This window comes from Nonomuraea terrae (assembly GCF_044465245.1).
GTDB lineage: Bacteria > Actinomycetota > Actinomycetes > Streptosporangiales > Streptosporangiaceae > Nonomuraea > Nonomuraea terrae.
Window position 1 is genome coordinate 34552 of record NZ_JBITLL010000001.1, and the last position, 25103, is coordinate 59654.

The following is a 25103-nucleotide window of genomic DNA, read 5'->3' on the forward strand; positions in this document are numbered from 1 at the left end:
AGACTTTGGGCACGGCATCACCGGCAGCACGACGACAGCGAGACGTTGCCCTCGGGCGCCCGTAGGGTGATCTTCCGCGGCGATCGTCCGTCCCGTTCGACGTCCACGTCGCTGTGGGCGGCCGCCACGTCCACGTCGTAGGCGACGGCGGGCGTCCGCACGGTGACGGCGCCGCGCGTCCGCACCACGGCCCTGACCGTGTCGGGCGGCTCCATGAAGTCCAGGTCCACGATCCCGGCTCCCGTCTCCACGTCGGCCTCGCCGCCGGCGAGCCGCTCGGCGCGGACGTCGCCGGTGCCGGACCGCACCCGCAGGGGCCCCGCGAGGTCCATGGTGTGCACGTTGCCGGAGACCGACGTCAGCCGCACGCTGCCGAACAGGTCGCTCACGAGCAGGTCGCCACGTGACGTGCTCGCCTCGACGTCGGTCTCCGGCGGGACGCTGACCACGTAGTCGGCGCGGCAGACCGGGCCGGTCAGCTGGTCGGAGCCAGGGCAGACGGCCTGGAGGCGCAGGGTGGCCGTCCGCTCGTCCCAGTCCTCGGTCACCGTCGGCCGGTTGCGCGACCAACGCAGGGAGCGGCCGATCATCAGCTCGCCGGCCCGCCCCGAGACGATGGACAGACTCATGTCGCCCCTGCCCATGGTGATCCGCACCTGCTCGTGGGCGAACGGGATGGAACGGAGTGTGGCGTCGTGGGGCGTCCTGGCGCCGGCGAGCCCGGACCAGAGGACCGCCGTGGACGTCACGAGCGCGATCGTCGTCAGCACGGCCCCGGCGGCCAGCCACAGCGTCCTCACGGCAGGCTCCTGATCCTGAGGAACTGCAGCACGGCGAGCACCCGGCGGTGGTCGCCCTCGGCCGGCGCCAGGTCGAGCTTGGCGAAGATGTTGCCGATGTGCTTGCCCACCGCCCCCTCGCTGAGGACGAGCGCCTGGCCGATGCCGGCGTTGGAACGGCCCTCGGCCATCAGCTGGAGCACCTCGAGCTCGCGGGGCGTCAGCCGTTCGAGCGGGTCGCTGTCGCCGCGCAGCAGGAGCTGGGCCACCACCTCGGGGTCGAGCGCCGTGCCCCCGGCGGCCACCCGGCGCAGCGCGTCGAAGAACTCCGCCACGTCGGCCACCCGGTCCTTCAGCAGGTAGCCGACGCCGCCGGTCGCGGCCGAGGCGAGCAGCTGGGCGGCGTAACGCTCCTCGACGTACTGCGAGAGCACCAGCACGGCCAGGCCCGGCAGCCGGCGGCGCAGCACCAGCGCGGCCCGCAGGCCCTCGTCGGTGTGCGTGGGCGGCATCCGCACGTCGGTGACGACCAGCTCGGGACGGTGCTCCTCGGCCGCGCGCAGCAGCCCCTCGGCGTCGCTGACGGCCGCCACGACCTCCATGTCCGCGGCGTCGAAGAGCCGGATCAGGCCCTCGCGCAGCAGGACGGAGTCCTCCGCGAGCACTACTCGCACGGCAGTTCCACCTCGATCGTCGTCGGGCCGCCCAGCGGGCTGGACAGGCGCAGCGTCCCGTCCACGGAGTCGATCCGCTGGCCCAGGCCGCGCAGGCCGGTGCCGCCGTCCATCCGGGCGCCGCCGCAGCCGTCGTCGTACACGAGCAGGCGCAGCCGGTCGCCCTCGCGCCGCACGGTCACCTCGGCCCGGGTGGCCGCGGCGTGCTTGGCGATGTTGGTCAGTGCTTCGGACACGATGAAGAAGGCCACCGCCTCGATGGTCGGAGTGACGCGCCGCTCGATGTCGACGCGCAACTTCACGGGGAAGGGGGCACGGGCCGCGACGCCGGACAGCGCCGCGTCCAGGCCCTGGTCGTTGAGCACGGCCGGGTGCAGGCCGCGGACGAAGTCGCGCAGCTCCTTGAGCGCCTGCTTGGCCTCCTCGTGCGCCTGCTCGATGGCCTTGCGGGCGGGCTCCGGCAGGTCGGTCAGGGTGGCCCTGGCCAGGCCGAGGTTCATGGCGAGCGACACCAGCCGCTGCTGGGCGCCGTCGTGCAGGTCGCGTTCGATCCTGCGGCGTTCCGCGTCGGTCGCGTCGATCACTCCGGCCCTGCTCTCCCGCAGCGTCTCGATGCGCCGGTCCAGCTCGTCGCGGCTGGGGCCGAGGAGCGTACGGGCCACCGACAGGTCCAGCGCCGCCATGCCGCGCGCGAGCACGGGCGCGAGCAGCAGCAGCACCAGCCCCACCGCCATGAACACGGCCAGCACCCGGTTGTCCCTCAGGTCGAGCGGGAACTCCATCGGCGGCCGGTGCAGCTGCGGCGGCAGGAACGCCAGCAGGCCCACCACCGCCCCGCCCCACACCACCGCGACCAGGAACGTCCCCGCGGCGCTCACGACCGGCGACAGCACGTGGTAGCCGATCTGCCGCCACATCGACGGGCTGCGCCAGTCCGCGGGGCCGGGCACGGGCGGGATGCGGACGCCGAGGAAGGCGTCGAACCGCGACCGCTGCACCCCCGTGAACCGCGGCACGGCCCGGCGCAGCACGGGCGGCGCCACGGCCAGCGCGAGCGTGAGCCCGCCGAGCAGCACACCGACCGGCAGGCCGGTCACCACGTGGGCCGTGTCGAGCCAGGTCCGTGCCGACCAGGGACGGGGGACTTTCATGCCAGTAACGGTATTGATCCGGCCAGTGTGGAGGAAATGGGGCTGGTGTGCCACCGGGGGGTGGAGCCAGCCCCACCCCCCGCGGCCCTGTACGGGAGCTCCTGGCCGGTCAGAGGGTGTGGTGGTGGCGGAAGGCGATGGGGTCGAACACGCCCCCGAGCGTGGCGGACAGCCCCTCGCGGGCCGCTTCGGCGAACTCCGGCGCCGCGAGCCGCCCGGCGCCGTCCGGCAGGGCCCCGGCGAGCGGCCGGGCGGCCAGCATCTCCAGGTCGGCCACGCTGCTCCGCTCGGCGAGCCCCGGCGCCTGCGGCCACCGCCCGATCACGATGCCCGCCAGGTCGAGCCCCCGGTGCGCGAGCGCCTCCAGGGTCAGCGCCGTCTGGTTGACGGCGCCGCACCCGGCGCGTACGACCACGAGCACCTGAGCCTGCAGCGACCGGGCCAGGTCGGCGATGGTGGCGCCGTCGTCGTCGTAGCGTTCGAGCAGCCCGCCGGTGCCCTCCACGACCACCAGCCGGTGGCTCTCGGCCAGCTCCCGCACCAGCACGGCGGCCCCCGCCAGCGACACGGGCGGCATCCCGGCGGCCCGCGCGGCCGCGGCGGGCGACAACGGCTCGGGGAAGCGCCCCAGCTCGAACGTGGTGGCCGCCCCGGACAGCCGGATCACCTGGTCGACGTCGCCGGGCTCGCCGGCCGCCACCCCCGTCTGGGCGGGCTTGACCACGGCCGCCGTGGACCCTCGCCGCAGCGCGAGCGCCACCACCGCCGCCGTCACCACGGTCTTGCCCACGCCGCCGTCGGTCCCCGCGACGACCAGAACGCTCATGGCCCCAGCGTAGAAGCGACGGCCGCTACGGACGGCGCAGGCGCGTGACGAACTTGTAGCGGTCGCCGCGGTAGAGCGACTGCGCCCACTCGACGGGGTTGCCGTCGGCGTCGAAGGCGTGCCGGGTGAGCAGCAGCATCGGCAGGCCGACGTCGACACCGAGGGCCTTGGCGTCGTACGGCGTCGCCAGCACGGTCTCGATGATCTCCTCGGCGTCCGTCAGCCGCACGTTGTAGGCGTTGTGCAGCGTCTCGTACAGCGACGAGTGCACCTCCAGCTCGCGCCGCAGCCGGGGGAAGCGGCGGGCGGACAGGTGGGTGGTGTCGATCGAGACGGGCTCGCCGTTGGCCAGCCGGAGGCGGTGGATGCGCAGCACGCGGCCGCCGGGGTTGATGGCCAGCCGCCGCGCGAGCGCCTCGTCGGCGGTGATGTAACCGATGTCGAGGATCTTGGTGTCCGGCTCCAGGCCGGCCGTGCGCAGGTCGCCGATGTAGGAGGTGAGCTGGAGCACCTGGGCCACCTTCGGCTGGGCCACGAACGTGCCCTTGCCCTGGATGCGCAGCAGCCGTCCCTCGACGACCAGCTCGGTCAGCGCCTGCCTGACCGTCGTGCGGGAGGTCTCGAACCGTACGGCGAGCGTGCGCTCGGGCGGCAGCGCCGTGCCGGGCGGCAGGCTCTTGGTGAGCTCGAGCAGGCTGCGTTTCACGTCGTAGTACTTCGGAACGCGGGGGCCGTCGTCTGTCACGCGCTCACCTTCACTTCTGCCACGGCGGTGAGGGCGTGTCTGGTCACCGCGAGATCATCGGAACTCACTTTCGCCCGAGCGGTCAACCGCGGGCGCAGGCGGCTCACCGGCGCCGGTCGCGTACGGGCGTGGGCACGCGCGGCTCCGGGCAGCTCAGGTTGATGGAGAAGGATATCCGCAGCGGCCGGCAACGTCGTAACCGAGGTCCGGTGACGCGTCGTGTCGCGGAGAGAGCACCCGCCCGTGTGGATCACCTCCCGCAGGCCGCGGGCCGCCGTGCCGAGGAGGCGGGCGCCTGCGACGTGTGACGGTTCTCACATTATGAGATTTCAGCAAATGTCTGTTTGCCTGCACGGTGCTGGGTCTGCGCCGTGTGTGGGCCGGATCTGTGCCCGTCCTGTCTTCACTGTGCGAGCGCGTGGCCGTGCGCCCGCCTTCTACGGAGTTATGCCCATGTCGGGGCGACTCCGGACGCCTGTCCCGTATGCGACCGGACGTACGCGCCCGGCAGGGGGTCGGTTTGGTTGTCACGGGCAAAAGCACGCATGATGCAGTCGTGCCGACTCTCAGCGACCTCGTGGCCCGCCACACCACACTTGACGAGGCCGATCTCGACTGGCTGCACTCGCTGGTCTCCGACTGGCAGCTGCTGGCCGACCTGTCCTTCGCCGACCTCATCCTGTGGGCTCCGCTGCTGGGCGAGTCCGGCTGGATCGCGATCGCGCAGATGCGCCCGACGACCGGCCCGACCGTCTACCACGACGACGTCGTCGGCACCGTCGTCGCCAAGGGCGAGCGCCACCTCATCGACACGGCCTGGAACGAACGCCGCATCTGCCGCGAGGGCGACCCCGACTGGTCCACGGGCGTGCCGGTCAGGGAGGAGACCATCCCGGTGCGCCGGGCGGTCGAGGGCGGCGAGGGCCGCTTCCTGGGCGTCATCCAGCGCTCCACGAACCTGTCGTCGGCGCGCACACCGTCCCGGCTGGAGCTGACCTACCTGCAGAGCGCCTCCGATCTGGCGCAGATGGTGGCCGAGGGCCGTTTCCCGTTCTCGGGGGAGGAGCCGATCCTGGTCCGCTCGCCGCGCGTCGGCGACGGGCTGCTCCGGCTCGACCGGGCCGGCCGGGTGACGTACGCCTCCCCGAACGCCCTGTCCGCCTACCGGCGGCTCGGCCTGCACGCCGACTTGGTCGGCGCCGAGCTGGGCCGGGTGACCGCCGCGCTGTGCTACTCGGACGAGCCGATCAACGAAGACCTGATGATCGTGGCCAGCGGGCGCGCGGCCAAGGAGACGGAGGTCGAGTCCGGCGGCACCATCGTGCAGCTGCGGGCGATCCCGCTGATCGTGGGCGGCGGCCGGATCGGCGCGCTGGTGCTCATCAGAGACGTCACCGAGCTGCGCCGGCGCGAGCGCGAGCTGATGACGAAGGACGCCACCATCCGCGAGATCCACCACCGGGTCAAGAACAACCTGCAGACCGTGGCCGCCCTGCTCCGGCTCCAGGCCAGACGGCTGCGGGTCCCGGAGGGCCGCGAGGCGCTGGAGGAGGCCGTACGCCGGGTCGGCTCGATCGCGATCGTGCACGAGACGTTGTCCCACGCGCCCGAGGAGTTCGTGAACTTCGACGAGATCGCCGACCGCGTGATCGCGATGGCGGGGGAGGTGTCCTCACCCGAGGTGGCGGTGACGCCCCGTCGGGTCGGGGAGTTCGGCGTGCTGCCCTCGCTCATCGCCACGCCGCTGGCCATGGCGCTCACCGAGCTGCTGCAGAACGCGCTGCAGCACGGGCGGCCCAAGCGGCTGGAGGTCGTCGTCGAGGCGCAGCTCGACCGGCTGAACGTCACCGTCTGGGACGACGGTCAGGGGCTTCCGGCGGGCTTCGAGCTCGACGGTTCCACCAGCCTGGGGTTGCAGATCGTGCGCACGCTGGTGGAGGGAGAGCTGTCGGGCCGGCTCACGATCGAGCCGCGCCTGCGGGGCGGCACCGAGGCCGTGCTGTCCATCCCGCTTCCGCTCCCGCCTGGCTGAACCGGGGGGTGTGACGCGCGCCCGCGGTCAGGCGGTGAGGCGCGCGCGGGCCCGGGCGGAGCGGCGCTTGAGCGCCCGGCGCTCGTCTTCGCTGAGACCGCCCCAGACGCCGGCGTCCTGTCCGGACTCCAGCGCCCACTTCAGGCAGGCCTCGACCGCCGAGCAGGACCGACAGACCTGCTTGGCCTCTTCGATCTGCATGAGGGCGGGGCCGGAGTTGCCGATCGGGAAGAACAGCTCGGGGTCCACGTCACGGCAGGCAGCTCGGTGGCGCCAGTCCATGCGTCCACTCCTTAGTAGATGGAGCCTCTGGTCGGCTCCGTACGGCTACTACTTTGTGAAAGGTTTCACTAACCATGGCGAACAATTACCCGCGTCCTTGATGAGGACACGGGGGCTTGTCCACGGAGCGACGGTAGGGCCCTTATGGGTTTGTTAAAGGTCCTACGTTCCGACGTCCACGATGAGACTGTCAGCCACGCAGAGTGCACGCAAGGGGGTTGGCGCGAAGTTTTGCCCCTTATGGATGTCGGATGCGTCACACAATGACCGAATGTAACCAGCTAGACCAAAACTTGTAACGCGTTCGGTGTAGACCGAAATGTTACGGTTTCGCGTTCCCCTAGGTAGTCCCCGTCCAGCTGGAAGGCCACGGGACGGTCGGCCGTGAGCGTGAACTCGGCCTCGTCGTGCAGCTGAACGAGGTGCCGGCCGGAGGGAAGCGCGTCACTCTCGGTGAGGATGTGCCGGATCACCGGCGCGAGCGCGAGCGGCCCCATGCGGCGCAGCCCGAGCAGGTCGAGCCCCGTCTCGAAACCGGCCCACGGCGTGGGGCGCACGGGGCGCGGGCCGACGTACGTCCACGGCGAGGTGTTGGAGATGATCGCCATGAAGAGCCCGCGGGCCCTGGGAATGCCGGGACCGGTCAGGGTCATCGCCGGATGCCGCTTGTCCGTGGCCAGATAGTGCCGCAGAGCCGTGTTCACATACCGGGCCGGGGTAGCTTTACGCCCCGAGCCTCTGAGGCCCTCCACGGCCCGTACAACCTCGGCGTCGTATCCCATGCCCGAGCAGAACGTGAAATACCTGCTCTGCCCCTCCCACAGCGCCTGGCCCAGGCCGACCGTACGCCGGCGGCCCTCCCTGAGCGCCTCCAGCACCACGCCGGTCGACTCCACCGGGTCGTTGGGCAGCCCGAGAGCGCGGGCGAAGACGTTCGCGCTGCCGCCGGGGATCACCACCAGCCACGGCCGCCCGGAGCTCGGGTCGGCGAGATGCTGGGCCTCGCCGCCGCCCACCGGGTTGAGCAGTCCGTTGACCGTCTCGTTGATCGTCCCGTCGCCGCCGAGCACCGCCACCACGTCGTAGCCCTTGGCCCGCGCCGTCGCCGCCAGCCGGGCGGCGTGCCCGCGGTAGCGGGTCTCCTCGACGGCGAGCTCCACGGCCGCGCCGAACGCGCGAATCAGCACGTCACGCGTGCGGGCGTTCGTGGTCGTGGCCTTGGGGTTGACCAGCAGCATTGCGCGCATAGCGCCAGCGTAGCCGGTCGATGTGCTGTGCCTTATGGGCCTAACGTCCCATTTTTTCGCCTGTTTCTCTGACCGCGGGAGCCTGGCGGTAGGGTACGGACGTGAACGGTCGCCCGCTCAGTCTCCTCATCGCCACCGCGGTCGTCGCCCTGGAGGGCCTGGTCGCCGCCGGGCTGGGCGTCTTCGCCGCCGTGGAGGCGCTGACCGGCACGCCCGTCGACCTGTCGACCGCGCTGGCGGAGGCGGTGTTCGCGCTGCTGGTCGGCGCCGGGCTGCTCTGGGTCGCCGGCGGCGGGTTGTTCCGGACGCAGCGATGGGGCAGGTCACCGGCCGTGCTGGCGCAGATCTTCCTGCTCCCCGTCGCCTACACGCTCATCCAGTCAGGCGTGCCGCAGCTCGGCATCCCGCTGGCCGTCGTCGCCGTGGCGGGAATCGCGACACTCCTCGCTCCCCCCACCACCCACGCACTCTACGGCGACGGCTGACTAGTCTTCGGCCGTCAGGCCCTCGCGCAGCTGCGCGAGGGTGCGGGCGAGCAGCCGCGAGACGTGCATCTGTGAGATGCCCAGCTCGGTGGCGATCTGCGACTGCGTCATGTTGCCGAAGAACCGCAGCAGCAGGATGCGCTTCTCGCGCGGCGGCAGCCGTTCGAGCAGCGGCTTGAGCGATTCGCGGTATTCGACGCCCTCGAGCGACTCGTCCACGATGCCGAGCGAGTCGGACACCGCGGGGGCGTCGTCGTCACCGGAGTCGGGCGCGTCGAGTGACACGGTGGAGTAGGCGTTGGCCGACTCCAGGCCCTCGAGCACCTCCTCCTCGGTCATCTTCAGGTAGGTGGCCAGCTCCGCCACCGTCGGCGCGCGCCCCTCGCGCTGCGACAGGTCGCTGATCGCCTTGGTGAGCGAGAGCTTGAGCTCCTGCAGACGGCGCGGCACCCGCACCGCCCAGCCCTTGTCGCGGAAGTGCCGCTTGATCTCACCGACGATGGTCGGCGTCGCGTACGTGGAGAACTCCACGCCGCGGTTGAGGTCGAAGCGGTCGATGGACTTGATCAGACCGATGGTGGCGACCTGGGTGAGGTCGTCGAGCCACTCGCCCCTGTTGCGGAATCGGCGAGCCAGGTATTCGACCAGGGGGAGGTGAAGCTCGACCAGCTCGTCCCTGATGCGCTGACGACGCGGCTCCTCGGGGCCCAGCTCGGCCAGCTCGGCGAAAAGCTGACGGGCGCGCACCCTGTCGGGCACGGCGTGTTCGCTGGTGGCCATGGCTCCAGTCCTTTCCGTCACGCCGGCCCCGCCGATTTCTGGGCCGCGCCTCGGCGCTTGCGCAGGACGATCGCCATGCGATCGGGAGTGTCGCTCACCGCGTCGACGTCGTCGGCCAGGGCGGTCAGCACCATCCAGGCGAAGTCGTCACGCTTGGGCGCCGAGCTGCCGACCGTCGCCACCTCCACCCGGACCTGCATCTCCTGCCCCGTCAGCTCGAACTCCGCGGTCAGGTCGGTGCCCGGCACCGCCTCGCTGAGCAGCATGGCGCATGCCTCGTCGACCGCGATCCTCAGGTCTTCGATCTCGTCCAGGGTGAAGTCAAGCCGCGCCGCCAAGCCGGCGGTAGCCGTACGCAGCACAGACAGGTAGGCGCTCGCAGCGGGGAGCCTGATGCTCACCACGTCGCGGATGCCCGTCACGCCCTCCGCGCGCGTCTCGGTTTCCTCGGTCACGTTCCTCCTCGCGTATCTGACGCTGACTGCAACTTACCGCCCCTGAGAGGTGCTTGGACGATTCAGACGCGCCATCAACGGAAAAGGCTCTGTGCGGCCCGGTGGCCGCACAGAGCCTTATGGGCCGTTTTAGGCTGCCTTGGTCTCCCAGAAGATCTTGGAGATCTCGTCGATCTTGGCCAGGAGCGCGTCGGCCTGGGAGCCGTCGACCGTGCCCTTGGCGCCGGCGGCGCCGGCGAGCTTGGTGGCGTCCCAGAAGAGCTGGTGCAGCTGGGGGTACTTCTCCAGGTGCGGCGGCTTGAAGTAGTCGGTCCAGAGCACCCACAGGTGGTGCTTGACCAGCTCCGCGCGCTGCTCCTTGATGATCAGCGCGCGGGTGCGGTAGACCGGGTCCTCGTTGGCCGCGTACTTCTCCATGATCGCCTTGACCGACTCCGCCTCGATGCGGGCCTGGGCGGGGTCGTAGACCCCGCACGGCAGGTCGCAATGGGCGGATGCGACATGCTTGGGTCGTAGCAGTCGTGCGAGCATCAGAAAGTCCTTCCTTGATGCTGAATCAGCTTGGTCCACAACCGACCTTACTCGTGTCCCGATGCCTGCGGAGGAGGGGGCCACGGCCCATGAGAGTCCGTGTCGAGGGCGAATCGATGCGTCCGGCGCTGGAGCCCGGCGACTGGCTTCTCGTGCGCCGGGGCGCGGCCGTGCACCCGGGTGACCTCGTGGTGGCCAGGCTGCCCGGCGATCCTGATCGGCTCATCGTCAAGCGGGCGCAGTGGCGCAGCGAGGACGGCTGGTGGCTGGAGAGCGACAACCAGCGGGCCAGCGGGCGCCGCGACAGCTGGGATTTCGGCCCGGTCAGCGACATCGTGGGCCGCGTGGTCCTGCGCTACTGGCCCCTGATGCGCGGTCGGCGCTAGCCGGCGTCAGGAGGCGTTCCTGCGGCGGGCGCGGAAGGCGGCCACGTTCGCGCGGCTGGCGCAGCGGGCCGAGCAGTAGCGGCGGGAGCGGTTGGAGGAGGTGTCGAGGAACGCCTGCAAGCAGTGCGGCTCCCGGCAGCGGCCGAGCCGGTCGACACCGTGCTCGGCGACGACGGCGGCCAGGCCCATCACAGCGGTCGCGGCCGGGTCCTCGGCCAGGTGCAGGTGCCAGTCGTGGCCGTCGTGATCGGACAGCTGGGGGCGTACGGGATAGCGCCCGAGCAGGGCGTTCAGGCGCTCGGCCACGGCCCGGTCGTCACCCGCGGCGTCGAACACCGCGGCCAGCTCGTCGCGCAACCGCCTCAGCCCCTGGGGCGGCCGCGGATCGTTCACCAGCCGCACCGCCCACTCGGCGTAAGAGGTGAGGTCCATGCTCGAGTATTACACCAGACCAGGTGCCGGTGCGCGGTCCCGACGCGGCGGGGCGCGCCCGTCCGGGCGGCCCCGCCGGGGGTCAGTCCTCGGGGTGCAGGACGCGGTGCAGGAAGGCGCGGGTGCGATCCTGCTCGGGCTCGCCGATGACCTGGGCCGGCGGGCCGTCCTCGACGACGACGCCGCCGTCCATGAAGACCACGCGGTCGGCCACCTCGCGGGCGAAGCCCATCTCGTGGGTGACCACCAGCATGGTCATGCCCTCCTCGGCCAGCTTGCGCATGACGGTGAGCACGTCGCCGACCAGCTCGGGGTCGAGCGCCGAGGTGGGCTCGTCGAAGAGCATCAGCCCCGGGCTCATCGCCAGGGCCCTGGCGATCGCCACACGCTGCTGCTGGCCGCCCGAGAGCTGACCGGGCAGCGCGTCGCACTTGGCCCCCACGCCCACCTTGTCGAGGTTCTCGCGGGCGATGACCTCGGCCTCGCGCTTGCTCCGCCCGAGCACCCGCTGCTGGGCGATCATGACGTTCTGCAGCACGGTCATGTGGGGGAAGAGGTTGAACTGCTGGAAGACCATGCCGATGTGCCGGCGTACGGCGTCGATGTCGACGTCGGGGTCGGTCACCTCGACGCCCTGGACGAACACCTTGCCCCGGGTCGGCTGCTCCAGCAGGTTGACGCAGCGCAGCAGGGTGGACTTGCCCGAGCCCGACGGGCCGATGACGCAGACCACCTGGCCGGGCTCGACGGTCATGTCGATGCCCTTGAGCACCTCGTTCTTGCCGAAGTGTTTGTGCAGGTCTTGCAGTTGGATGGCGTGCGTCATCGTGTCCTCCCCTTACGTCCCTCCAGCCGGGACGCGAGGTAGCCCAGCGGGATCGTGACGATCAGGTACGTCAGGCCCGCCACCATGATGGGTGTGGCGTTGGCGTACTGGGAGGCCAGGTCGTTGCCGAACTTGGCCAGCTCGACGTACTCGCCGGAGACGCCGAGGAACAGCACCAGCGACGAGTCCTTGAGCAGGGCGACGAACTGGTTGGTGGTCGGCGGGATGACCATGCGGATCGCCTGGGGGATCACGACGGTGATCTGTGCCCTGGTCGCCGACATGCCCAGCGACCGCGCGGCCTCGACCTGCCCCTTCGGCACGGCCTGCAGGCCCGCGCGGAACACCTCCGCCTGGTAGGCCGCGCCCACCAGGCCGAGCCCCAGGATGCCCTGCCCGTACGTGCCGCCGGGGACCTGGAAGCCGGGCAGCGCGAGCGGCAGGAACGTGATCAACAGGAAGATCAGCAGCGCGGGCAGGCCGCGGAAGATCTCGATGTAGAGGATCGCGATCCACCGGTACGGCCGGACCTGCGAGAGCCGCATGAGCGCCAGCAACAGGCCGAACAGGAAGGAGAAGACGAACCCGCCGACGGCGTAGATGATCGTGTTCCGCAGCGCGACGGTGAACAGCTCGGGCAGCGCCTCGGAGGCCACTTCACCCTTGGCGAAGTTCTCCGCCAGGCTGGCCCAGTCGGCGTACATGACCACGGCGACGAGCGCCGCGGCCAGGACGACGTACTGGACGGCGCGGCTGATCCGCTGCTTCTTCCGCGGGCTGAGCCTGGCGCGGGCAGGCTCAGCCGTCTTCGGGTCGGCCATGGATCAGCCCAGCTCGCCGGGCTTCTTGCCGAACCACTTCACGAAGATCTGCTCGTACGTGCCATCGGACTTGGCCTCGGTGATGGCGTCGTTGATGGTCTTGAGCAGGACCGGGTCGGCGTTCTTCTTCAGGCCGACGCCGTACTGCTCACCGGTGTCGAGGCTGGCGATCATCTCGAACTTCTCGGCGACCTCAGGCTTCTTCAGCCAGGTGAGGACGACGGGCAGGTCCTGGACGATCACGTCGGCCTGGCCGGCCTGCAGGGCCAGCAGCTCCTTGGCGGAGTCGGCGTACTCGGTGGGGTCGAAGCCGGCCTTCTTGACGTAGTCGAGGCCGGTCGTGCTGGCCTGGGCGCCCAGCTTGAGACCCTTGGCCTTGACGTCGTCGAGGGACGTGGCGCCGGTGCCCTTCTTGGCGAGCAGCGCCTGCGTGGCGTCGAAGTAGGGGACGGAGAAGTCGATGTTCTTCTGGCGGTCGGGGGTGATCGTCATGCCGGCGGCGGCGACGTCGCACTTGTTCGCCGCCATCGCCGCGCCGCTCTTGATCACGGCGAAGTCGATGTCCACGATGTTCTGGGTCACGCCCAGCTTCTTCGCGGCCAGGTCGACGACGTCGACGTCGAACCCGACGATCTTGCCGCTGTCGTCCTTGAACTGGAACGGCTCGTACGGGATGTTGGTGCAGACCGTGAGCTTGCCGGGCTGCACCAGCTTGGCCGCGCTCGCTGCGCCGGACGCGCTCGCGCCGGTCGTGCCGGAGCTCGTGCCGGTCTCGCTGCCGCAGGCGGCCAGCGCGAGCGCGGCGGTCAGAGCGAGCGCGCCGGCGGTGAAACCACGGCGGCCCTTGGGGCTGAGGGCCATGTACGGCCTCCTCGAAGTGAAAAGCCAGGAAACTTGCGTTTTGTGCAGTTTAAGGGCCGTTTAGCTGCGGTCTGTCATCCGGCCTTTAACGATGCGTCAACGGAACGGCGTCAGTCTGGCTCCCGAACCGGTATATGGCAGAATCGTGAGACGGGTGACCCCCGAACCCCCCTCACGAGACGCTCGGCGAGGGGAATCTGGCAGCTACCGAAGCCAGCCCGCTCGCGCGTGTCCGCCGATGGTTTCTTCCGCTTCGATGATGACAGGGGTCGCTGTGGCCGCCACACCCGACGCTTCCGCTCGTTCCACCGAAAACCTCGACCCCGCCTTCCCGCTGCACCGCGGGGGCAAGATCGAGGTCCGGTCCACCGTTCCCGTCCGCGACGCGGGCGACCTGGCGCTGGCCTACACGCCGGGTGTCGCGCGGGTCTGCAGCGCCATCGCCGACAACCCGGCGCTCGCCCGCGAGTACACCTGGGTCTCCAACGTGGTCGCCGTGGTCACCGACGGCACCGCCGTGCTCGGCCTCGGCGACATCGGCCCGTCGGCCGCCATGCCGGTCATGGAGGGCAAGGCGCTGCTGTTCAAGGAGTTCGCCGGCGTCGACGCCGTCCCGCTCTGCCTCGACTGCACCGACGTCGACGCCCTGGTCGAGACCGTCGTGCGGCTCGCGCCGTCGTTCGGCGGCGTCAATCTCGAGGACATCAGCGCCCCGCGCTGCTTCGAGGTCGAGGAGCGGCTGCGCGAGCGGCTCGACATCCCGGTCTTCCACGACGACCAGCACGGCACCGCCATCGTGGTGCTCGCCGCGCTGCAGAACGCCGCCCGCCTGACCGGCCGCCCGCTCGGCGACCTGCGGGCCGTCGTGGCCGGCGCGGGCGCCTCCGGCGTCGCCGTCACCCGCATCCTGCTGGAGGCCGGCATCGGCGACATCGCCGTCTCCGACTCCAAGGGCATGATCTACCAGGGCCGCGAGGGCCTCAACCCGGTCAAGGAGGCCCTCGCCCGCGACACCAACCGCGCGCGGCACACCGGCTCCACCGAGGAGGCCCTGGAGGGCGCCGACGTGTTCGTGGGGCTGTCGGGCTCGACGGTGTCGGAGGAGGCCGTCGCCGCGATGGCCCCCGGCGCGATCGTCTTCGCTCTCTCCAACCCCACGCCGGAGGTCCACCCCGAGGTCGCCGCCAAGCACGCCGGCGTCGTGGCCACCGGACGCTCCGACTTCCCCAACCAGATCAACAACGTGCTGGCCTTCCCCGGCGTGTTCCGCGGCGCCCTCGACGTGCGCGCCTCCGCCATCACCGAGAACATGAAGGTGGCCGCCGCGAACGCGCTGGCCGGCGTGGTGGGCGACGACCTGTCGCCGACGTACGTGATCCCGAGCCCGTTCGACGACCGTGTGGCGCCCGCCGTGAGCGCGGCCGTGGCCGCCCAGGCTCGCGCGGACGGTGTCGCGCGCGTCTGAGCCCCACCCGGGACGCCCCTCTGCGGGCGTCCCGTTTTTTTACGCCTACTTGGCGCTGCCTCGGGTAGGCGCGGGGATTTGTGTGGGGCACCTTGGGGAATGGCCAAGGTTCCTTTACTGAAAGTGCTATAACTGTAGCTCTCTGTAAGGACGTGGGCGCCGGCTCCTGTGACGAGGAGAGCGATGGAACGCGAGCCGAATCGACTGCTGCAGCAGCTCATCGCAGAGGCGGGCTTTTCTCACAAGGGACTTGCCAGGTGTCTCAACGATCTCGGAGCCGCGCGCGGCACCCCGGGCCTCAAGTACGACCACAGCTCCGTCCTGCGCTGGATCGGCGGGCAGCGTCCGCGCGATCCGGTTCCGTCCTTGCTCGCCGAGATCTTCTCGCTGCGGCTGGGCCGGCCGGTCACCCCCGAACACCTGGGGATGGCGGCCACCAGCACGCCGCTTGATCTCGGCCAGGAGTTCACGCACACGTGGCAGGAGGGGATCTCGACCGTGACAGCGCTGTGGCGGGCCGATGTGGAGAGACGGAGGTTCCTGATCGATTCGACGTTCGCGATCGGGGCCGGCTCCGTCGGGGCCATCCGCTGGTTGACGTCCCCGGCCGACGGGCGCCTGGGCGGCACCGGCACGCGACGGGTCGGCCAGACCGACATCGCCGCGATCCAGGAGGTCACCCGTTCCTTCGGTGAGCTCGACAACCGCTTCGGCAGCGGCCGCGTCCGCTCCTCGGTGGTCAAATACCTCGACACCGCCGTCTCGCCGTTACTCAAGGACGGCTCGTACGGCGAGCCGACCGGCAGGCGGCTCGCCGCGGCCGCCGCCGAGCTGACCCGGCTGGCGGGCTGGATGGCCTACGACATGGAGCAGCACGGCATCGCCCAGCGCTACCTCATCCAGGCCCTGAGTCTGGCCAGGAGCGCCGGCGACCAGACGCTCGGCGGCGAGATCCTGGCCGGCATGGCCCACCAGGCGATCTACATGGGCCAGCCGGGCCACGCCCTCGACCTCGCCAGGGCCTCTCAGATGGCCGCTCGCCGCGCGGGGATCAAGACGCTGCAGTCCTCCGCCCACGTCCTGGAGGCGCACGCACACGCCGGTCTGGGGGACGCCCGTGCCTGCGGGGGCTCGCTCAACGAGGCCGAGCGCGCGTTCACGGCCCGCAGGGCCGGCGAGGAGCCGCCGTGGCTCAGCTACTTCGACGAGGCCTATCTCGCGGCGAAGTTCGCCCACTGCTTCCGCGACCTCGGCCAGGGCGGTCGCGCCGTCGAGCAGGCGCGGCGTTCGCTCGACATGGACGGCCGCTACGTGCGGGGGCGGATGTTCAACCTGTCGCTGCTGGCCGCGGGGCTGCTGCAGTGCGGGGAGGTGGAGGAGGCGTGCACGGCCGCGGCCGACGCGCTGGCGCTGGCGGGGGAGCTGCAGTCGGTGCGGTCCCGGTCGTACGCGGCCGATCTGCGGCGGCGGCTGGAGCCGTACCGGGAGGAGCGGCCGGTGCGGGAGCTGCGGGAGCGGGCGCGGGAGCTCGCGGCCGTCTGAGCGCGCGCCTTCGCGCGTAAGACCCGCTGTCCGAGACGTGAGCCCGGGCTTCCGCGTAGGCCTGCTGCGCGAGACGTGAGCCGGGGTCTTCGGGGTAAGGCTCGCTGTCCGATATGTGGAACGCCGCCAGGCCGGCCGTCTGAGACGTGAATCCGGGTCTTCGCCGCCAGGCCGGCCGTCTGAGACGTGAATCCGGGCTTTCGCCGCAAGGCCGGCTGTTGGAGACATGGAACGGCCCGGGCCTTCGCGAGGCCCGGGCCGTCTTGCGCGTTCGTTTACTTGAGCAGTTCGCCGTTCGGGCCGACGATCGACTTGGTCTTCGCGTAGTTCGCCTTGTTGTAGACGTCCGCGACCTCGCCGTCGAAGATCGCCGAGCTGACGTAGTCGATGCGGTCGTTGCCGTCGTAGTCGTGGAACATGCTCGTCACGCCGTTGACGTAGCCGGTGCGCTTGTTGTTGTCGTACTTCATGAGCCAGGGGCCGCCGTCGGCGCCGCCGGTCATGGAGCACTTGAGCACCTGGTGCGTCTCGACCCTGAACATGTTGACCTGCCAGCTCTTGGTGCCGGTCTTGCCCGCGCACCACTTCGGCGTCACGCCGGAGAACGGGCGGTCGCCGTCGGGGTGGGCAGCGCTGGGGTAGCCGAAGACGGTCACCGACTGGCCGAGCGGCTGGTTCCAGGCGACACCCTGACCGCCGACGACGTCACCGAGCCGGCCCATGTCCTTGGCCAGGCCGATGAAGTAGTGGTCACGGAAGTAGCGGACGGTCTTGCCGGCCTTCACCCACTGCTTGATGTAGTAGTGGTTCTCGAACCAGGCGGTCTCGACGTCGCCGACCTTGGTCACTTCGAGCTTGCCGGTCCACTTGCCGTCGCCCTGCTTGGCCTGGAGCTCCTTGAACGTCTCCTGGCTGATGGGCGTGCGGACCTTCTCGTACTGCTCGCCGTTGACGTCGTCGGCGGTGTCCTTGGCAGCCTTCTCGTACTCGGACTCCGTGACCTCGACCTTGGTCAGGGTCTTCTCGCCAGGGTAGTTGTGGGCCACCTTCTCCGGGGTGACGTCCTCGTCCTTCGACCAGTACGGCCCGGCGGGCCCGTACTTCTCGAAGCCGGCGTCGTACTCGTCCTTCTTGATCTCTTCGTGCTTGACCCACTTGTCGCCGGCCCACTTGGCGAACTCGCTCTTGACGACCTCCTTCTGGCCGGTCAGGGCGAAGCCGTTGTGGACGGCGACGAAGGCGAAGTCGCCGTCGTAGTCGTCGTAGGTGTCGAGGTCGTAGGCGGTGAAGGCGTACGCGCCGACGTAGACGCCGAAGGGGGCCTTGCCCTGGAAGTAACCGGGGATGAAGACCCACTTGTCGTAGACGTCGTCCTTGCCGTCGCTCTCGAAGACGCAGTGGCCGGCGGTGGCGACCAGGTTGCGCTGCTGGGACTGGATGGAGGTGGCCGAGCACCAGTGGAGGTGCCCGTCCTTGTCCTGGAAGAACACCTTGCCGATGGTCTTCGGCAGGTTCACGTTCTTGGAAGCGGCCGGCTTGGCGGTGGTCGTCGGGCCGGTCATGCCCGGCTTCCCGTCGGTGGTGTCCGTGGTCTTCGCGCTGACCAGCTTGGGGACGTCCTTGGTGTCCAGCCGGTACTGGGTCGCCTTGCGCAGGGCAGCGCCGTTCGCGTCCATCCAGAAGGCGGCGGCGCCGTAGGCGTCGGCCGGCTTGGGCAAGAGGTTGTCGGACGCCCACGTGGGGGCGGCGGAGGCGGGGACGGCAAGGACGGCGGCGCTCAGGCCGGCAACGGCGAGGGGGAAGAGCAGGCGCTTCACGGAAGGCTCCACGGTTGTCAAAAAGGGGTGTAAAGACCCTATCGACCCTTGAGTCACTCTGGTAAGGGAAACCACATTATTTTCAGCCCAGACAGGCCAAAGGGCCCGGCTGGCTGCCGAGCCCTTTGGTTAGTGCTGGTTACTGCTGCGCCACGATTACTTGGCGGCCGGGACGAGCTTGCCGGACCACGAGGCCGCAGCGGCCTTGTAGATCGCGGCGGTCTCGCCGTCGAAGATCGCCGAGGTGATCGTGTCGTAGCGGTCGTTCTTGTCGGTGTCAGCGATGAGGCTGGTGACACCGGAGACGTAGCCGAGACGCTTGGCGTTGCTGTAGTTGGACAGCCACGGGCCACCGTCGTAGCCGGCGGTCACGGCGCACTTCAGCGACTGCTGCTCCTCGACCTTCTTGGAAGCGATGGTGAGGACCTTGCTCGCAGTCTTGCCGTAGCACCACTTCGGCGTGACACCGGTGTACGGCTTGTTGCCGTCCAGGTGCGGGCCGAAGGGGTAACCGAAGGTGCGGACGGTCTTGCCGGGGCCCTGGTTCCAGGCAACGCCCTGGCCACCGACGTTGTCACCGAGGCGGCCGTTGGACGTGACCGAGGCCTCGACGACGTAGTACTCCTCGACCCAGTACTTCATCTCAGCGGTCGACTTGACCCACTTCTTGATGTAGAACTGCTGCTTGAACCACGCGGTCTCGACGCCGTTGGCGTCCTTGACCACGCGGAGCGCGCCCGCGAACTTGCCGTCGCCCTTGGCCTCAACCAGGGAGTGGTACTCCTCCTGGCTGATCGCCTTCTCCTCGCTCAGGCGCTCGAAACGAGCGCCGTTCTCGAAGCTGTTGGCGGCGGCAGCGTCGTAAACGCTCTTGGTGGTCTCGACGCCGACCAGCTTGACACCTTCGATGCCGTCGCTGATGTACTTGTCGATGGTGGCGTTGGACGCGTCCGCCGGCTTGGCGACGGACTCGATCTTGGGGTCAGCCAGCTTCGACTTGAAGGGGCCGGCCTCACCGTACTGGTCGAAGCCCTTGTCGAACTCGGCCTTGGTGATGGGGGTCTCCTTGACGAGGACCTTCTCACCCTTGGCGGCAGCAGCCTTGGCCTCGCTCGGCGTCAGCTTGTGGACCTTGGCGTTCACGCCGCCGATGCCGTCGTACACGGTCACGAACGCGTAGTCGCGGTCGTAGTCCTCGTAGACGTCGAAGTCGTAGTGGGTGAAGGCCTGCTTACCCACGTAGATCCCGAACGGGGCCTTGCCCTGGTAGTAACCGGGGACGAAGACCCACTTGTCCAGCGTGGACGCGTTGTTGTCCGTGTCGTAGACGCAGTGCCCGGCCGTGGCGACCAGGTTGCGGTACTGCGACTGGATCGAGGTGCCGGAGCACCAGTACTTCTTGCCGTCCTTGACGAAGAAAACCTTGCCGATGGTCTTCGGCAGGTTCACGTTCTGAACCTTGGCGGTGGTCTTCTTCTCCTCGCCGATGGGGGCGGTGGAGCCGGCCTTGGTGTCGGCCGTGTAGCCGCCACCGCTCTTGATCTGCGAGACCTCGAGGTTGTCCGGGTTGAAGGCCGTGGCGCCCTTGAGCGCCTTGTTGTTGCTGGCGGTCCAGAACTTGACGGCCTGCCACGCCTTCGCCTCAGCGTTGATGGTGTCGGTCTTCACCTTGCCATCAGCGTGGGCGGTGCCGGCCAGGCCGGCAGCCAGAAGACCAGTGGCCAGAACGATGCCACTGGCGGGGAGGAGGATGCGCTTCAAGGTAACTCCTTGCGCTGTCGTGGAACGCCTCTTGCGTCCCATTCGTCAGTAAAGGGATAGCCAGGAACATACAGTGTCGATCTTGGTCCCGGGTAGCCGCTTCGAGAGGAAAACAGGCGACTCGTGGGCCCGTGATCGTTCTGTGATGTTTAAAGGGCTGATGCGCAGGAGTTGCGAGAAGGCCGTCTCGTGACCATTTGGCCTGATCAACATAAGGGCGTTGTCAGTGTGACTGGCGGGGTCAGAGCCCGTTCCTGATCCGTTCCAGAAAAGTCGTGTGACACAGATCACATGGGTCCAGTGGCACCGTCCTGGCGTCCCGTGCGTCAAAACGCCTTTCACTTTCCGGGAAGCAGAAAGGGCCCGGCTGGTTGCCGGGCCCTTTCCACTGTCACGGGTTACACGAACGGCTCAGGTCCGGTCGCGGAACGTCGTCACTTAGACGATCTTGCCGGACCAGGAGGCCGCGGCGGCCTTGTAGACGGTGTTGGTCTCACCGTCGAAGTACGGCGACGAGACGTAGTCCACGCGGCCGTTCTTGTCCTGGTCGTTGAAGGTGCTGATGACACCGTTCACGTAGCCGAGACGCTTGTCGTTCTTGTAGTTGTACAGCCACGGACCACCGTCGGCGCCCTCGGTCATGGCGCACTTGAGGGCGACGTGCTCCTCGATCTTCTTGGCGGCAGAACCCTGCAGCTTGCTGCTGGTCTTGCCGTAGCACCACTTGGGCGTGACGCCGGTGTAGTTCTTGTTGCCGTCGGGGTGAGGAGCGGCCGGGTAGCCGAACACGCGGACGTACTTGCCGGTGGGCTGGTTCCAGGAGAAGCCCTGACCACCGACGTTGTCGCCCAGGCGGCCCTTGTCAGCAGCGGAGATGTCGACGACGTAGTAGTCCTCGACCCAGTACTTCATCTGAGCGGTGCTCTTGACCCACTTCTTGATGAAGTACTGCTGCTTGAACCAGGCGATCTCGGTCTTCTTGTCGTCACCGAGCTGGGCGCGGACCTCGCCCATGAACTTGCCGTCGCCCTTGGCGTCCTTGAGCTGCTCGTACTCCTCCTTGCTGATGGGGAGTTCCTTGCTCAGGCGCTCGAACTTGTCGCCGTTGTCCCAGCCGGTGCCGGCCGCGGTGTACTGAGACTTGTAGACCTCAGCACCCGTGAGCCGGACGCCCTCGGTCGGGCCCTCGCCACGGATGTAGGCGTCGATGTTGCTGTTGCTGACATCGGCGGGCTTGGCGACCGTCTCGACCTTCGGGTCGGCGGCCTTCGACTTGAAGGGGCCCGCGTCGCCGTACTTCTCGTAGCCGGCGTCGAACTCGTCCTTCGTGATCGGCGTCTCCTTGACGAAGCCGACGCCGCCCTTGGCGACGTGCGACCGGTACTCGCTCGGAGTGACCTTGGTGGTCTTGCCGTCGACGGAAACGCCGTTGTACACGGTCACGAACGCGTAGTCGCGGTCGTAGTCCTCGTACACGTCGAAGTCGTAGTGGGTGAACGCCTGCTTACCCACGTAGATGCCGAACGGAGCCTTGCCCTGGTAGTAGCCCGGCACGAAGACCCACTTGTCCATGACGTCGGAGTTCGTCGCCGTGTCGTACACGCAGTGGCCGGCCGTGGCGACCAGGTTGCGGTACTTGGACTGGATCGAAGTGGCGGAGCACCACTTCTTCTCGCCCTTGTCGTTGACGAAGAACACCTTGCCGATGGTCTTCGGCATGTTGACGTTCTGGACCTTGCTGGAGGTCTTCTTCTCCTCGCCGATCGGAGCGGTCGAGCCCGGCTTGGTGTCCGAGCTGTACCCGCCCTTGCTCTGGAGCTGGGCGACGTCGGTCTTGTCCCAGACGTTCGACTCCTTGGCGGCCTTGAGGGCCGCACCGTTGTTCTCCGCCCAGAACTGCGCGATGGCCTTCGCGTTGGCGGCCGAGGTCGCCATGTTGTCCTTCGCCACGACCGTGTCGGCGGTGGCCGTGCCGGCCAGGCCGGCGGCCAGGAGGCCGGTGGCCATGACGATGCCACCGGCGGGGATGAGGATGCGCTTCAAGGGAACTGCTCCTTGCTCTGTCGTGGGTCGCAACTTGCGTCCCATGCGTCAGTAAAGGGATAGCAAGGAACATAGCGTGGTGATCTCCGCAGGTGAAACCCGCTTTGGAACATCCGATCCCGCCCTCAGCCGCCGTGACCTGTTCGTGACCTGTCAGACGATCTCGCGGGCCGTGATCACGAAGTTACGTTTTTGCAGGAAATGAGGGGGTTGATATTGCCGGGACGAAAGTGCCGTTAGTGTCCCGCCACTTTCCGTAGCCAGCACAATGTGACTCAGATCACAGGAACCAGATGGGAACCTGCCCCGTCTAATCTGGCTCGTTCCACACAGGAAACGTTCAGGGTCCGGCTCGGTGCTGCCCGATTTATCCGATTCTAGGGGCGTCGCGCCGGCTCCTCGCGGCGCCGTACAGACCCCTGAAAACAAGGCGAGGGCCTCCGGCACACAGTGCCGAAGGCCCTCGCTTTCCCCTGGTAGGGCTTACTTGTACAGCTCCCCGCGCGGGCCGACGATGCGGCCGGATCCCATGTTCTTCGCCGCGTTGTACACAGCGGCCGTCTCGCCGTCGAAGTACGGCGTGGTGATGTAGTCGATCCGGTCGTTGGTGTCCTGGTCGGCGAACGTGCTCGTCACGCCGTTGACGTAACCCAGGCGCTTGCCGTTGCTGTAGTTGAGCAGCCAGGGGCCGCCGTCGTAACCGGGGGTGACGGCGCACTTGAGGCCGACGTGCTCCTCGATCTTCAGCCAGGAGGCGCCCACCGTCTTCGCGGTGGTGTTGCCGTAGCAGTGCTTCGGCGTCACGCCCGAGTACGGCTTGTCGCCGTCAGGGTGCGGAGCCGCCGGGTAACCGAAGGTGCGCACGGGCTTGCCGGTGGGCTGGTTCCACGCGAAGCCCTGACCGCCCACGTTGTCGCCGAGGCGGCCGGCGTCCTTGGAGAGCAGGATGTAGTAACGCCCGCCCCACGACCGCTTCGGCCCGGTGAAGCGCTGGTAGTCCCTGCGGTCGACCTGCTTGACGCCGTTGAACAGGACGCCGTTGTAGACAGTGACGAACGCGTAGTCGCGGTCGTAGTCCTCGTAGACGTCGAAGTCGTAGTGGGTGTAGGCCTGCTTGCCCACGTAGATGCCCCACGGGGCCTTGCCCTGGTAGTAGCCGGGGACGAAGACCCACTTGTCGAGAGTGGGGGAGTTGGTCTCCGTGTCGTACACGCAGTGGCCCGCGGTGGCGACCAGGTTGCGGTAGTTCGACTGGATGGAGGTGGCCGTGCACCAGCGGAACCGGCCGGAGCCGTCGACGAAGAAGACCTTGCCGACGGTCTTGGGCAGGTTGATGTTCTGGGCCGAGCCGGTGGACTTCGACTCACCGGTCGGGGCCGTCATGCCGGGCCGGCCGTCGGCGTCGTAGCCGCCCTTGGAGACGACCTTCCGCACCTCCTTCGAGTCCCATGTGTACTGGGTCGCGGAGCGAAGGGCGGCGCCGTTCGAGGCGAGCCAGAAGGAGGCGACGGAGACCGCTTCGGCGTTGTTGCGCGCCATGGGGTCGTGGGCGACACCGGCGGCGGCCTGGGCGGCCGTGCCGGACAGGCCGGAGGCGAGCAGTCCGGTGGCCAGAACGGCGCCACCGGCGGGGAGAAGGATTCGCTTCAAGGTAACTCCAGGTTGCGCTGACTGGAGGCGCCTCTTGCGCCTCCGCAACTCAGCAAACGGACAGCCCGGAACTTACAGCGTGACCTGCAAGCCTGGAGTTACCGGCGAATCTGGTCGAACGTTCCAAACGTGGATGTGATCATTCCGTGACAAGTGAACTGGCTGATCACCCATTGTGATCACTTGGTTTCTATGACTTAGGTCACATTTGCCGGTGTGGTGACCGATGCGGCGTGGCGGTAGATCTGCCCCGTCGTGGTGTCGAAGTACGGAGACGACACCGCATCGTAGAAACCGCCCGGGTTTCGGTTCCAGGTCAGGCTGTTGACGCCGTTGAGGTCGCCGAGTTGGCGGGTGTCGTCGTAGCCGATGACCCACGGGCCGCCGCTGACCCCTGCGCTGAAGCCGCAGGGCTGCAGCTCGACGCCCTTCTGGACGTCGCGGGCGGGGGCGACGGTGAAGCGGGTGGGGGCCGTGGGGCACGTCCTCAGCGCCTTGCCGTCGAACGGCGTCGTGCCGTCGGGCTGCGCGCCCGCCGGGTAGCCGAACGGGGTGACCGTGTACGAGCCGGGCTTCTTGTTCAGGTCGAGGCCGAGCCCGCCGACGTTGTCCTGGAGCGTGCCGACGTCCTGCATGACGTAGCCGCCGTCCTTGGCGACCCAGGTGAAACCGCGGTGCACCGTCACGAACGCGTAGTCGTAGTCGTAGTCGCCCTTGCCGGACCAGTCCTCGTGCATGCTGATCGAGGCGCCCACGTAGATGCCGTCGGGCGTCTCGCCGTTGAGGCCGGGGTTCGGGACGAAGATCCAGTAGTCGGCGGCCCTGACCTGACGGGCGTCGTACGCGCAGTGGCCGGCCGTGGCGACGACGCTGCGGTTCTTGGCCGCGACCGCGGCGCCGGAGCACCAGTACTCCTTGCTCCCGAACCGGAAGTAGACCTTGCCCATGGTCCGCGCGGTGCCCGTACGCGGCGCCGAGGCGGCCACGCTCTGCGCGGCGAGCGCCCGGCTGACGGCGGGAACGGGGCCTGCGACGCTCGCGCCGGAGGTCGAGGAGGAGTCGGCGGCGGCGCCGGGGGTGGCGGGGCTGTACTTGTCGGCCACCTTGAGCCGGTCGGGCTTCCAGTACTCGGCGACCCGCTTCACGTCCGCGGCGGTCTTGGCCAGCGAGGCGGAGTAGACCCGGGTGGGCGCGGCCTGGGCGATCCCCGTGAGAGCAGGCAGCCAGAGCAGCGCGCCGCCCAGGGCGACGGCCGCGAGGCGCCTGGCTCGGGAGATCATCAATTGCCTTTCTTTTGGGTCGTAAGGGAGGATTTTTCCAGATGGGCAGAGCTTATTGCAGCTTGGATAGAGATTCGTTACCTGATCTAGAGTGCCGGGGCAACTATAAGGACGGTGTCAGCCCACCACTCGCGCCACCCGTCAGTGATCTTTAGGGGGGTAGTGTTTCCCCAGGTCGACGCGGGTTTCTAGGGGATTCTCGGCGCGCGAATCACGCCATTCCGCACCGCTT

Annotated in this window: 24 protein-coding genes; 5 read left to right on the forward strand and 19 right to left on the reverse strand. The window is 68.8% G+C overall.

The genetic code is table 11. The features are described 5' to 3' along the window. Window positions 1–17: 17 nt before the first annotated feature. From ACIBP6_RS00170 to ACIBP6_RS00190, 5 genes are all read right to left on the reverse strand, one after another. A complete protein-coding gene (locus ACIBP6_RS00170) occupies window positions 18–800 on the reverse strand; it encodes a hypothetical protein (protein ID WP_397047243.1) in 783 nt (260 codons plus the stop codon). After that, window positions 797–1453, reverse strand: coding sequence for a response regulator (locus ACIBP6_RS00175; RefSeq protein ID WP_397047245.1), 657 nt, complete (start codon window positions 1451–1453; stop codon window positions 797–799). The genes ACIBP6_RS00170 and ACIBP6_RS00175 overlap by 4 nt, the downstream gene beginning before the upstream one ends. Then, a complete protein-coding gene (locus ACIBP6_RS00180) occupies window positions 1444–2604 on the reverse strand; it encodes a sensor histidine kinase (RefSeq protein ID WP_397047247.1) in 1161 nt (386 codons plus the stop codon). Before ACIBP6_RS00180 ends, ACIBP6_RS00175 begins: the two co-directional genes overlap by 10 nt. 109 nt (window positions 2605–2713) lie before the next feature. Then, window positions 2714–3430 carry a dethiobiotin synthase gene (bioD, locus tag ACIBP6_RS00185; protein WP_397047249.1) on the reverse strand — a complete coding sequence of 239 codons (717 nt, stop codon included), beginning with the start codon at window positions 3428–3430 and terminating at the stop codon, window positions 2714–2716. 25 nt (window positions 3431–3455) lie between these two features. Further along, on the reverse strand, window positions 3456–4175 hold the full coding sequence (locus ACIBP6_RS00190; RefSeq protein WP_111181432.1) for a GntR family transcriptional regulator: 720 nt from the start codon (window positions 4173–4175) through the stop codon (window positions 3456–3458). Between the two features lie 556 nt (window positions 4176–4731). Here ACIBP6_RS00190 and ACIBP6_RS00195 point away from each other — a divergent pair. Then, window positions 4732–6207, forward strand: coding sequence for a histidine kinase N-terminal domain-containing protein (locus ACIBP6_RS00195; protein ID WP_397047251.1), 1476 nt, complete (start codon window positions 4732–4734; stop codon window positions 6205–6207). 27 nt (window positions 6208–6234) lie between these two features. Here the strand turns inward: ACIBP6_RS00195 and ACIBP6_RS00200 are convergent, their stop codons facing one another. Both ACIBP6_RS00200 and ACIBP6_RS00205 read right to left on the reverse strand, forming a co-directional pair. After that, window positions 6235–6489 (reverse strand): WhiB family transcriptional regulator, encoded by a 255-nt coding sequence (locus tag ACIBP6_RS00200; protein ID WP_132619343.1) that lies wholly within the window; start codon window positions 6487–6489, stop codon window positions 6235–6237. A gap of 281 nt (window positions 6490–6770) precedes the next feature. Beyond that, a complete protein-coding gene (locus ACIBP6_RS00205) occupies window positions 6771–7736 on the reverse strand; it encodes a diacylglycerol/lipid kinase family protein (RefSeq protein WP_132619345.1) in 966 nt (321 codons plus the stop codon). Window positions 7737–7837: 101 nt separating this feature from the next. On the opposite strand from ACIBP6_RS00205, the gene ACIBP6_RS00210 reads away from it, so the two are divergent. Next, window positions 7838–8221, forward strand: a complete 384-nt coding sequence (locus tag ACIBP6_RS00210) for a hypothetical protein (protein ID WP_132619347.1) — start codon at window positions 7838–7840, stop codon at window positions 8219–8221. On the opposite strand, the gene ACIBP6_RS00215 is transcribed toward ACIBP6_RS00210, so the two are convergent. The 3 genes from ACIBP6_RS00215 to sodN all read right to left on the reverse strand — a co-directional run bounded on the left by ACIBP6_RS00215 (window position 8222) and on the right by sodN (window position 9987). Then, window positions 8222–9001, reverse strand: a complete 780-nt coding sequence (locus ACIBP6_RS00215; protein WP_397047254.1) for an RNA polymerase sigma factor SigF — start codon at window positions 8999–9001, stop codon at window positions 8222–8224. A 17-nt stretch (window positions 9002–9018) separates the two neighbouring features. Further along, the gene (locus tag ACIBP6_RS00220) at window positions 9019–9456 is read right to left on the reverse strand and encodes an ATP-binding protein (protein ID WP_111181437.1); all 438 of its coding nucleotides are present in this window, start codon (window positions 9454–9456) and stop codon (window positions 9019–9021) included. A 129-nt stretch (window positions 9457–9585) separates the two neighbouring features. Next, window positions 9586–9987 carry a superoxide dismutase, Ni gene (gene sodN, locus ACIBP6_RS00225; RefSeq protein ID WP_132619349.1) on the reverse strand — a complete coding sequence of 134 codons (402 nt, stop codon included), beginning with the start codon at window positions 9985–9987 and terminating at the stop codon, window positions 9586–9588. 17 nt (window positions 9988–10004) lie between these two features. Here sodN and ACIBP6_RS00230 point away from each other — a divergent pair, with 17 nt between their 5' ends. Further along, window positions 10005–10373: a S24 family peptidase gene (locus ACIBP6_RS00230; protein ID WP_397047256.1), complete on the forward strand. Its 369-nt coding sequence runs from the start codon at window positions 10005–10007 to the stop codon at window positions 10371–10373. 6 nt (window positions 10374–10379) lie between these two features. Here the strand turns inward: ACIBP6_RS00230 and ACIBP6_RS00235 are convergent, their stop codons facing one another. From ACIBP6_RS00235 to ACIBP6_RS00250, 4 genes are all read right to left on the reverse strand, one after another. After that, window positions 10380–10805 carry a CGNR zinc finger domain-containing protein gene (locus ACIBP6_RS00235; RefSeq protein ID WP_397047258.1) on the reverse strand — a complete coding sequence of 142 codons (426 nt, stop codon included), beginning with the start codon at window positions 10803–10805 and terminating at the stop codon, window positions 10380–10382. An 82-nt stretch (window positions 10806–10887) separates the two neighbouring features. Then, window positions 10888–11631 (reverse strand): amino acid ABC transporter ATP-binding protein, encoded by a 744-nt coding sequence (locus tag ACIBP6_RS00240; protein WP_397047260.1) that lies wholly within the window; start codon window positions 11629–11631, stop codon window positions 10888–10890. Further along, window positions 11628–12452, reverse strand: a complete 825-nt coding sequence (locus ACIBP6_RS00245) for an amino acid ABC transporter permease (RefSeq protein WP_397047262.1) — start codon at window positions 12450–12452, stop codon at window positions 11628–11630. The genes ACIBP6_RS00240 and ACIBP6_RS00245 overlap by 4 nt, the downstream gene beginning before the upstream one ends. 3 nt (window positions 12453–12455) lie before the next feature. Beyond that, the gene (locus ACIBP6_RS00250; RefSeq protein ID WP_397047264.1) at window positions 12456–13313 is read right to left on the reverse strand and encodes an ABC transporter substrate-binding protein; all 858 of its coding nucleotides are present in this window, start codon (window positions 13311–13313) and stop codon (window positions 12456–12458) included. A 259-nt stretch (window positions 13314–13572) separates the two neighbouring features. On the opposite strand from ACIBP6_RS00250, the gene ACIBP6_RS00255 reads away from it, so the two are divergent. After that, window positions 13573–14778, forward strand: a complete 1206-nt coding sequence (locus tag ACIBP6_RS00255) for an NADP-dependent malic enzyme (RefSeq protein ID WP_397047266.1) — start codon at window positions 13573–13575, stop codon at window positions 14776–14778. A 183-nt stretch (window positions 14779–14961) separates the two neighbouring features. Next, window positions 14962–16320 carry a hypothetical protein gene (locus ACIBP6_RS00260; protein ID WP_397047268.1) on the forward strand — a complete coding sequence of 453 codons (1359 nt, stop codon included), beginning with the start codon at window positions 14962–14964 and terminating at the stop codon, window positions 16318–16320. Between the two features lie 275 nt (window positions 16321–16595). On the opposite strand, the gene ACIBP6_RS00265 is transcribed toward ACIBP6_RS00260, so the two are convergent. From ACIBP6_RS00265 to ACIBP6_RS00285, 5 genes are all read right to left on the reverse strand, one after another. Beyond that, window positions 16596–18137 carry a hypothetical protein gene (locus ACIBP6_RS00265; RefSeq protein ID WP_397047270.1) on the reverse strand — a complete coding sequence of 514 codons (1542 nt, stop codon included), beginning with the start codon at window positions 18135–18137 and terminating at the stop codon, window positions 16596–16598. Window positions 18138–18293: 156 nt separating this feature from the next. After that, window positions 18294–19898, reverse strand: a complete 1605-nt coding sequence (locus ACIBP6_RS00270; protein WP_397047272.1) for a trypsin-like serine peptidase — start codon at window positions 19896–19898, stop codon at window positions 18294–18296. Window positions 19899–20336: 438 nt separating this feature from the next. Beyond that, window positions 20337–21941, reverse strand: a complete 1605-nt coding sequence (locus ACIBP6_RS00275) for a trypsin-like serine peptidase (protein WP_397047274.1) — start codon at window positions 21939–21941, stop codon at window positions 20337–20339. Window positions 21942–22424: 483 nt separating this feature from the next. Beyond that, on the reverse strand, window positions 22425–23591 hold the full coding sequence (locus tag ACIBP6_RS00280) for a trypsin-like serine peptidase (RefSeq protein ID WP_397047276.1): 1167 nt from the start codon (window positions 23589–23591) through the stop codon (window positions 22425–22427). 197 nt (window positions 23592–23788) lie between these two features. Further along, on the reverse strand, window positions 23789–24871 hold the full coding sequence (locus ACIBP6_RS00285; RefSeq protein WP_397047278.1) for a trypsin-like serine peptidase: 1083 nt from the start codon (window positions 24869–24871) through the stop codon (window positions 23789–23791). Between the last annotated feature and the right edge of the window lie 232 nt (window positions 24872–25103).